6 protein-coding genes are annotated in these 9,533 nt (G+C 75.1%); 4 read left to right on the top strand and 2 right to left on the bottom strand.

Features of this window, described 5'->3' with window-relative positions; genetic code table 11:
- Window positions 1-1,074, bottom strand: a 1,074-nt coding sequence (locus AB0881_RS41160; RefSeq protein WP_366626332.1) for a serine/threonine-protein kinase, incomplete at its 3' end; no start/stop codon positions are given.
- A gap of 174 nt (window positions 1,075-1,248) precedes the next feature.
- Between AB0881_RS41160 and AB0881_RS41165 the strand changes: the two genes are divergently transcribed.
- The 4 genes from AB0881_RS41165 (at window position 1,249) to AB0881_RS41180 (ending at window position 8,321) form a co-directional block, all read left to right on the top strand.
- A complete protein-coding gene (locus AB0881_RS41165) occupies window positions 1,249-2,640 on the top strand; it encodes a carotenoid oxygenase family protein (RefSeq protein ID WP_366626334.1) in 1,392 nt (463 codons plus the stop codon).
- Window positions 2,641-2,742: 102 nt separating this feature from the next.
- Window positions 2,743-4,794 (top strand): hypothetical protein, encoded by a 2,052-nt coding sequence (locus AB0881_RS41170; RefSeq protein WP_366626336.1) that lies wholly within the window; start codon window positions 2,743-2,745, stop codon window positions 4,792-4,794.
- A gap of 85 nt (window positions 4,795-4,879) precedes the next feature.
- Complete coding sequence (locus AB0881_RS41175) at window positions 4,880-6,028, top strand: CaiB/BaiF CoA-transferase family protein (RefSeq protein WP_366626338.1); 1,149 nt, start codon at window positions 4,880-4,882, stop codon at window positions 6,026-6,028.
- A gap of 85 nt (window positions 6,029-6,113) precedes the next feature.
- A complete protein-coding gene (locus tag AB0881_RS41180; protein WP_366626340.1) occupies window positions 6,114-8,321 on the top strand; it encodes an NACHT domain-containing protein in 2,208 nt (735 codons plus the stop codon).
- On the opposite strand, the gene AB0881_RS41185 is transcribed toward AB0881_RS41180, so the two are convergent.
- Window positions 8,284-9,423, bottom strand: coding sequence for an acyl-CoA dehydrogenase family protein (locus AB0881_RS41185; protein WP_366626342.1), 1,140 nt, complete (start codon window positions 9,421-9,423; stop codon window positions 8,284-8,286). The genes AB0881_RS41180 and AB0881_RS41185 overlap by 38 nt on opposite strands.
- Window positions 9,424-9,533 lie beyond the last annotated feature (110 nt).

The following is a 9,533-nucleotide window of genomic DNA, read 5'->3' on the forward strand; positions in this document are numbered from 1 at the left end:
CGCGCCGGACCGCCGCGCGGCGGCCGGGTGCCAGGGCGACGGCTGCACGGCCGGAGCGGGGGCGGTGCCCGCGCCCGCCGTGCCGTGCTCGCCGGTCAGCGTGGGCGCCCAGTCCGGTACGGGCGGCGGCTTCGGATGCGTGAACGCGGGCGGCGCCTCGTCCGGCGGCGACGGCGACAGGGTGGACGCGGACGCCGACGCGGACGGGAAGACCGCGGCCGCCGCGCCCCCGCTGTGCGCCATCTCGGTGACGGGGAGGCCCAGCTCGTTCTGCACCCGCTGGATGTGCCGCGCGAACTCGACCCCGCTGGCGTACCGCTGCTCGGGCGCCTTGGCCATCGCCCGGGTGACCACCTCGGCGACCGAGGCGTGCACGTCCTGGCGCCGGATCGGCGGTGGCGGGTCGTTCAGGATCCGCAGCATCAGCGGCGCGATGCCCTCGCCCGGCGGGCCCTTGAACGCGGGCTGCCCGGCCAGCAGCTGGTAGAGCGTCGAGCCGAGCGAGTAGATGTCGGCGCCCACACCCGGCGTGCGCCCCTCCAGCACCTCCGGCGCCGCGTGGTGGGGCGTGAACGCCTGGGTGTGGGAGGCGTCGAACGAGTCGACCAGCCGGGCGATGCCGAAGTCGGCCAGCGCGGGCTCGCCGTATCCGGACACGAGGATGTTCTGCGGCTTGACGTCCCGGTGCAGCACGTCGGTGTCGTGCGTGGCGGCCAGCGCCCCGGCCATCTTGACGCCGATCCGCAGCACCTCGGCGACCGGCAGCGGGCCCTCGCGGGCGAGCCGGTCCGACAGCGCGCCGTGCTCGAAGTACTCCATCGCGATGTACGGGCGGCCGGAGCGCGTGGAGCCGGTGTCCAGGACGGTCACCACGTTCGGATGCCCGGACAGCCGGCCGGTGATCTTGCACTCGCGCTGGAACCGGCGCATCGCGCCGTCGTCGACCGAGCTGATCGACAGCACCTTGAGCGCGACCATCCGGTCCAGCCGCTCCTGGTGGGCCCGGTAGACGACGCTGAAACCGCCCTCGCCGACCTGCTCGAGCACCCGGTAGCCGGGGACGTCCTCGGTCATGGCTGGGGGAATCCTTAGCGCGCGGAGAGCTTGTCGGGGCACCTGGGGAGTACGACGCCGGGTCGCCAGCGGAGGTTCCCCCGCGCCACCAGGGTAGTACGGGGCGGCGGGGGCCGGGCCGCGCGATAGTCGTTAGGTATTGAACTACGTCCACGGTGCGTGTCACCCTGCGGCATGTACAAGATGTACGAGGCGCTGGACGGCGAGCACGACTACACCGTCGAGGGGACCGGGGTCCCCGAGGGGCTGCGCGGCACGCTCTACCGCAACGGGCCGGGCCGCTGGCAGGTCGGCGAGACGCTGCTCGACCACATCTTCGACGGCGACGGGATGCTGTCGATGTTCACGTTCCCCGGCGATGGCCGGGTCCACTACCGCAACCGCTACGTGCGGACGCGCCACTACCGGTACGGGCAGCGCAAGGGCCGGGCGGGGCTGCGCGGCCTCGGCACGCAGCGGCCGGGCGGCGTGCTCGGCAACATGCTCCGGCGGCCCGCGAACGTGGCCAACACGGGCGTGGTCCTGCACGGCGGGCAGCTGCTGGCGCTGTGGGAGGGCGGCCGCCCGTTCCGGCTCGACCCCGACAGCCTGGAGACCTTGGGGGAGCACTCGTTCGGCGGGCGGCTGAGCATGATGGCCGCCTTCTCGGCGCACCCGTCCCGCTGCCCGGACACGGGCGAGCTGTTCAACTTCGGCATGGACTTCACCAGGGCGCGCAGCCTGCGCTGCTACCGGGTCGACCCGGGCGGCCGGCTCCACCATCTGCCGCGGGTGCCGCTGCCGTACACGCCGTGGAACCACGACTTCGCGCTGACCCGCCGCCATCTCGTCTTCGTCGTCAACCCGGTGATCCCCAAGGCCGGGCGCATCCTGGCGGGCACGTCCTCGATCGCCGAGGCCCTGGTGTACGAGCCGCACCGGCCGACGTGCTTCACGATCGTCCCCCGGTACGGGGGCCGGGCGCGGGTCGTCGAGCACGAGGCGCTGCTGGGCTTCCACTTCGTCAACGCCTTCGAGGACGGGGACGACATCGTGGTGGAATTCGTGCGATTCGCCGATTGGGGGGAGGTGTCGACGGCGTTCCGCGAATTCCGCACGCACGATTTCCCGTGGGGCTGCGCGCTGATGCGCTACCGGATCACGCCGTCCTCGAAGGTCGAGGGAGAGGAGCTTTGCGCCTTTCCGATGGAATTGCCGCATGCGGACGTCCGCCAGGCCGGCCGCCCGCACCGGTACACCTACTTCGCCGGGCGCGAGGGCGGGCGCGGCGACCGGATCGGGATCCACGCGTACGACCACCGCACCGGGACGCGCGCGGTGCACGAGCTGCCGCCCGGCCACGGCTTCGGCGAGCCCGTCTTCGTCCCCCGTGAGCCCGGCGCGCCCGAGGGGGACGGCTGGCTGCTCGTCGTCGCCTACGACCCGGACGAGCACCGCTCGCGGCTGCTCGTCCTCGACGCCCGGGACGTGGCGGCCGAACCCGTCGCGATCGTCCCGCTGCGCCACCACATCCCGATGGGATTCCACGGCTCGTTCACCGAACGCGTCGCCCATATCGGGAGATAAGGGCCCGGCCGGTTAATCGTTCCGCCAAATTCCCCGCCGGAACGCAATGCCGATCTCTAATGTCTGCTGCTGCATCGGTCGCAGCGGAAGCGGGGGATCGGCATGAAGGCGCACGAGCAGGAACTGGTCAGGATGGCGTATTTCGTCCTCCCGGGAAAGGGGAAACGGGTCTACCGGCTGGCGGTGGCCCGCCGGATCGTCGACACCACCGCCGTGCGCGAGCCGGCGCGCCGCCGCACCCGCGTGCTGCGCCGCGCGATGCGGCCGTCCCGCCGGCTGCACATCGGGCTGGGGCCGTGGCTGCGCGTCATGCCCGCCCGGCTGCCCGACCCCGTCCTCACCGCCGCGCTGTCGCGGCTGGAGGCGCCCGTCCGCGTCGCCTACGTGCTGCTGTACGTGTGCGGCGTGCACCGGTACGCGGTGCGCGACCAGCTCGTCCGGCTCCGCGTCCGCGACCCGTGGGCGGCGATCGAGGCGGCCGAGGGGGCCCGCGAGGCCGGGACCGTGCCCGCCCCGCCGGAGACCGCCCCGTTCGGGCCGGACGCGCTGCGGCCCGTCCACGCCCGCCCGGTCCTCCCGGTGACCGTGGCCAGCGCGCTCACGGTCGTCCTGGTCGGCGCGCTCGTGGTGAGCGAGAACGACCTCCGCGGCCCGTCCGCGGCCGCCGCCCGCAACGTCCGGCTGGTCACCGCCGCGCCGGACGCCTGGAAGAGCGCCCCGCACAGCCTGGACGTGTGGCCCGCGCGCGGCGACCTGGCGGGCGACGGGGCGTTCACCGGCCGCGCGCTGCGCGCCTGGATCAAGGAGACCGAGGCCGGCCGGACGGGACCGCCCGGCAACCCCCAGCTGCTGTTCGCGGGCCATGTCGACGGCCGCCCGACCGCCCTGCTGCGCCGCGCCGACCGGATCGCCCGCTTCACCGGACCGAACGGCCCGATGACCGTCTCCGCCGCAGCCACCGACCCCGAGCACCCCGTCGCCGCCGGGAACGGCCGCTACCTGCTCGCCCCCTGGCAGCGCGCGGAGACGCCGGACGGCGGCAAGGTCCCGGTGACCGGCGGCCTCACCGCGCCCGCGATCGCCCGTACCCGCTGCCACCGCGGCCCCGTGCTGCACGTCGTCGGCGACGGCCGGGCCCGTACGGTCGGCGAGTTCGGCGGCCCCCGCACGGTGACGCTCGCCCACCGCCCCGCCGCCGAGGCCCAGGCCCCCGAACGGACGGAGACGGTCGCGGCCACCGGGGCCGCCGCCGCCCCCAGGAAGAGCGCCGCCGCCGGGAGGCCCGCGCCCCCGGTGCCGCCCCCGGCGCCGGCCCCGGCGACGTCGACGCGGAAGCCGGCGCCCGAGCCCGAGGCCGCTCCCCCCGAACGCCCCGAGCCGTCGCCCCGGCCCGTCGCCGTCCTGCCCAGGCTCGTCGAGCGGCTCGCGGGCGTCCGGCCCCCCGTCTCCGCGCGCGGCTCCGCGGCCCTCCGCCGGAGGAACGACGGGGGACCGGCCGCCGAGCCCCGGGAGAGCCGTCCCGTGCCCGTGAAGCGGCGCTCCGCCGAACCCCGCCCGGCGGCGGCACCGCGGCGTCCGGTCGTGGTCCGCGAGCCCTCGCCGCCGAAGACGCCGAACACCTCGAGGCCCGCGGAGACGCCGAAATCCTCGCAGTCCTCGAAGTCCTCGCCGTCCCCGAAGACCTCGCAGACCTCCGAGCCCCGGGAGCGGGACGGGCGCCTGGACGAGGCGGCCGTCCGCACCTGGGAGCGCCTCGCCTGCGCGACCTCCCGCCCGGCACGTCCCATGACCCGGGCGACGGCCTGGGAGTTCTGGTCGGGACGGCTGCCGCACGGCGGGGGAGCGGCGCGGTGGGTGTGCACCGGCATGGAGTTCGCCGGCGGCGGCCGGGCCGGGCAGGCCACGCTGCTGACCGGCCGGGAGGAGCGCCACACCGGCTGGTGCGACGACCGGCGGCCGGTCAGCGGCACGTGGTGGCGCGCGTCCGAGGGCGGCTGGTACTACCTCGCCGCCGCGGCGCGCGGACTGGTCCCCAAGGCCGACGGCCCGTTCCGCTCCGTCCGGGTGCGGTCGCGGCTGCTGACCGCGACGGCCGAGGGCGAGGGCCGGGCGAAGCCCGCCGAGCCCGTCACGCTGTCGGCCCGCCCCACCTGATCCGACCTGGGTCAGCGGCCGCTTACCGGATCGGGCACACTAGGAGCCGAACAACGTTCAGTGAGCCGTCGAAAGGGGCGCTGGGATGGGCAAGGGGCCGCTGTCCGGGGTACGCGTGATCGAGCTGGCCGGGATCGGGCCGGGGCCGTTCGCCGCGATGCTGCTGGCCGACCTGGGCGCCGACGTGATCAGGGTGGACCGGGCGTCGGCCGCCAAGCCGGGCCGCGCCACCGGCGGGTCGGACTTCACCAACCGCGGCAAGCGCTCCATCGCCGTCGACCTCAAGAGCGAGCGCGGCAAGGAGGTCGTCCTCGGCCTCGTGGAGAAGTCCGACATCCTGCTGGAGGGCTTCCGTCCCGGCGTCACCGAGCGGCTCGGCCTCGGCCCCGACGACTGCCTCGCCCGCAACCCGAAGCTGGTGTACGGGCGGATGACCGGCTGGGGCCAGCAGGGCCCGCTCGCCCAGAGCGCCGGCCACGACATCGGCTACATCGCCATCACCGGCTCGCTGCACGCGATCGGCCGCGCCGGCGGCCCGCCGCAGGTCCCGATGAACCTGCTCGGCGACTTCGCCGGCGGCAGCATGTACCTCGTGGTCGGCGTCCTGTCGGCCCTGCTGGAGTCCAAGACCAGCGGAAAGGGCCAGGTCGTGGACGCCGCCATCGTCGACGGCACCGCGCACCTCACCACGTTCATCCACGGCTTCCTGGCCGGCGGCATGTGGCAGGACGAGCGCGGCACCAACATGCTCGACACCGGCGCCCCCTGGTACGACGTGTACGAGACCTCCGACGGCAGGCACATGGCCGTCGGCGCGATCGAGCCGCAGTTCTACGCCGAGTTCGTCCGCCTGCTCGGCCTGGAGGGCGAGGAGGGCCTGCCCGGCCAGCACGAGCAGGGCCGCTGGCCGGAGATGCGCGAGCGCTTCGCCGCCGCGTTCCGGACCCGCACCCGCGACGAGTGGGCCAAGGTCTTCCTCCCCAGCGACTCGTGCGTCGCGCCCGTCCTGTCGCTCCGGGAGGCGTACGACCACCCGTTCAACACCGAGCGGGACGTCTTCGTGGAGCGCGGCGGCCAGAAGCAGCCCGCCCCCGCCCCGCGCTTCTCCCGCACGGCCGCCGAGACGGACGGCGTCCCCGTCCTGCCGGGCGGGCAGAGCCGCGACGTCCTCACCGACCTCGGCTTCGACGACGTCGACGGCCTCCTGGAGAGCGGCGCGGTCGTGCAGAGCTGACCGCGGGCCGGCGGCGTCCCCCGGCGAACCGCTGCCGGGCGCCGATCACATCATCTAGGCTCCTCCCGGCGGTTGGGAGGGTCTCGTGAAGCGGATCGCGCTCTGGGGCGGCGCGTCGGTCGTGTCCACCGTGGCGGTAGCGGTCGCCAGCAACCAGGTCCTCGACGAGGGCCGGTGGAACTGGGCCTGGGCCGTCCCCGCGCTGGCGGTCGCGCTGCTCGGGTTCGTCGCCGCGCAGCGCCTCGCCGCGATGCAGGAGCGGTCCGGGATCGACGGCGCGCGGCGGGTGCTCGCCGACCGCGTCCGCGAGCAGTGGGAGCGGGAGATCCGGATCCGCCAGCTGGACGACCCCGCCCCGCTGGCGGTCCGGTGGCGGCCCGCCGAGCCCGGCCTCGCCGACGACGCCGAGTACGTCCTGCCGGAAGGCGCCGATCCGTTCACCGGGCGGGCCGACCGGGTGCACGAGATGGCCGCGCGGTTCCGCGAGCTGCCCCGGCGCAGGCTGGTCATCGTCGGAAAGCCCGGCATGGGCAAGACGACGCTGGCCGTCCTCCTCCTGCGCAGGCTCCTGAACCAGCGCGAGGCGGACGGCCCCGTACCGGTGCTGTTCAGCCTGACGAGCTGGGACCCGGACCGCCAGGAGTACCCCGACTGGCTGGCCGCCCAGCTCCTCACCGCCTATCCCGGGCTGGGCGCCGCCGCGTTCGGCGAGGACGCCCCGCGCGCCCTGGTCGCCGGCCACCACGTGCTGCCGGTCCTGGACGGCCTGGACGAGCTGCCCGGACCGCAGCGCCCCAAGGTGATCGAGAAGCTGAACGCCGCCCTCACCGAGGACGACGGCCTGATCATCACCTGCCGTGCGGACGAGTACGTGATCGCCGTGGAGGGACCCGGCGGGGACGTGCTGAACAACGCCGCCGTGATCGAACCCGAGCCGCTCGACCGCGCCGACGCCGCCGCGTACCTCCGCAGATGCCTCCCGCGCCGGTACGACCCCGCCTGGGACGAGCTGATCGCCACCATCACGCTCACCTCGCCGCTGGACCTGTGGCTGCTGCGCAAGACCTACATCGACACCCGCGCCGACCCGGCCCCGCTCGCGGTCCTCCGCCCGAGCGAGCTCACCGGGCACCTCCTCGACCACGTGGTCGAGGCCTTGATCACCTCGAACCCGCCCGGCGAGGAGGACGACCGGCACCCCTTCCGCCCCCGCCGCGCCTGGCGGCCGGACCGGGCCGAGCGGTGGCTGGCGCTCCTCGCCCGGGGCCTGGACGCCGCCGGCGAGCACGACATCACGTGGTGGCGCCTGTCCGGCGCGTTCCCGGCGCGGCGTACGCGCCGCGTCGCGAAGGCGGCCGGGACGGCGGCCGTCGGCGCGCTGCTGGCGCTGCCCGCCGTGGCGATCGCCGGGGCCGTCGGCGGCCTGACCCCGCCGGAATCCCTGTCCGTCGCCGTGTCCGCCTTCGTCAGCGGCTGGCTGGGCGGGATCCTGGGCGCGTCGGAACGCGATGGGCCGCGCGGGCCGTCGCCGGCCTCGCTGCGGCCGGCGGGCCGGTGGGGAGCGCTCGCCGGGCAGCTCACGATCGGCTGCCTGTCCGGGGTGGTCGGCGGGCTGATCCTGGGCCTGCTGCTGATGGTCCCGGTCACCCCGGTGGACCGCCCGGAGCAGGACGGGGCGGGGCTGGAGCCGGCCTTCGAATACGCCCCCGGGCTGTGGTTCCACGTGGATACGGACGCCGCCGAGTCCACGGTGCGGTCGCAGGCGACGCTCACCGGGGCGGGATGGAGCCTGCTCGTGGCCGCGTTCGCCGCGGCCGGGCTGCTGCTGGGCCTGATCAAGTGGGCGATGACGCCGGCCGCCGACGACCGGCCGCGGGACCCGCCCGCGGCGCTGCGCCGGGACCTCGGCGCCACCGCGCTGGTCCTGGGCGGGATCGCGGTCCTGGGCGCGGTCGTCGGGCTGGTCGGGGTCGCCATCGGCGTGGTGATGGAGGCGGCGGGCGCGGGCGGCGACCGGCCGATGGTCAACGGCGTGCTGATGTCCGCCGTCATCCTCGGCGCGGTGGCGGGGTTCGTCGGCGGGAGCCGTGCCGGGACGGCGAGCATGGCGTACCTGGCCGCGCTCGCCGGCCTGCGCGGGCGGCTGCCCTGGCGGCTGCTGGCGTTCCTGGAGGACGCGCACCGGCTCGGCCTGCTGCGCCGGGCGGGACCGGTCTACCAGTTCCGGCACGCCCGGCTGCTGGAGTACTTCGCCGCTAGAGGCCGAGACGCTTCCCGACGATCTCGTTCATGATCTCGCTGGTGCCGCCGCCGATGCCGAGGATGCGCGCGTCCCGGTAGTGCCGCTCGACCTCGGACTCGCGCATGTAGCCCATGCCGCCGTGCAGCTGGACGGCCTCGTGGACGACGTGCTCGACCGCGTACACGGCGGTGTTCTTGGCGTACGCGGTCTCGGTCAGCACGTCCTCGCCGGCGGCGTACCGCTCGGCGACGGAACGGGTGTACGCGCGCGCCACGTCCACCTGCCGCGCCATCTCGGCGATCTTGTGCCGGACGACCTGCCGTGACGACAGCGGCCGGCCGAACGTCTCGCGGTTACGCGCCCACTCCAGCGTGAGGTCGAGGCAGCGCTGCGCGGTCGCGTACGCCTGGACGGCCAGCGACAGCCGCTCGGTCACGAAGTTCATCATGATCTGCAGGAAGCCGGAGTCCTCGGCGCCGACCAGGTTGGCGGCGGGCACCCGCGCGTCGGTGAACGACAGCTCGGCGGTGTCGGAGCAGAGCCATCCCATCTTGCTCAGCGAGCGCGACACCGCGAAGCCGGGCGTGCCCTTCTCGACGACCAGCAGCGAGATCCCGCCCGCGCCCGCCTCGCCGGTGCGGACGGCCGTCGTGACGAAGTCGGCGCGCACGCCCGAGGTGATGAACAGCTTGCTCCCGTTGACGATGTAGGAGTCGCCGTCGCGGACGGCCGTGGTGCGCAGCCCGGCGACGTCGGATCCAGCGTCGGGCTCGGTGACGCCCAGCGCGCCGATCTTCTCGCCGGCCAGCGTGGGCCGCGCGAAGCGTTCGATCAGGTCCTTGTCGCCGGAGGCGATGATGTGGGGGAGCGCGATGCCGTGCGTGAACAGCGACGCGACCAGCCCGCCGGACCCGCCCGCCTGGATGATCTCCTCGGCGACGATCAGCGCGTCGAACACGTCGCCGCCGCTCCCGCCGGCCTCCTCGGGGAAGCCCGCGCCCAGCAGCCCCGCGGCGGCGGCCTCGCGGTGCAGCTCGCGCGGCAGCTCGCCGGCCTCCTCCCACGCGGGCAGGTGCGGGACGATCTCCCGCGCGGTGAAGTCGCGGACGAGTTCCCGCAGGGCGAGGCGTTCGGGGGTGTTCCAGACGTTCATGGACGGCGAATCTAACAGCGGCCCGCGGGCGGGGGGGGGGGGGGGGGCGCCCCCCCCCCCCCCCCCCACAACCAGAGGGGGGCGCCCCCCCGCGGGCCCCCCCCCCCCCG

The organism is Spirillospora sp. NPDC029432, assembly GCF_040703975.1.
In the GTDB taxonomy this organism is placed as follows: domain Bacteria; phylum Actinomycetota; class Actinomycetes; order Streptosporangiales; family Streptosporangiaceae; genus Spirillospora.

Excerpts from the sequence above, each read along its gene's own strand:
- AB0881_RS41185 (WP_366626342.1), bottom strand. The coding sequence starts at position 9,423 with ATGAACGTCTGGAACACCCCCGAACGCCTCGCCCTGCGGGAACTCGTC.
- AB0881_RS41175 (WP_366626338.1), top strand. The coding sequence starts at position 4,880 with ATGGGCAAGGGGCCGCTGTCCGGGGTACGCGTGATCGAGCTGGCCGGG.
- AB0881_RS41170 (WP_366626336.1), top strand. The coding sequence starts at position 2,743 with ATGAAGGCGCACGAGCAGGAACTGGTCAGGATGGCGTATTTCGTCCTC.
- AB0881_RS41165 (WP_366626334.1), top strand. The coding sequence starts at position 1,249 with ATGTACAAGATGTACGAGGCGCTGGACGGCGAGCACGACTACACCGTC.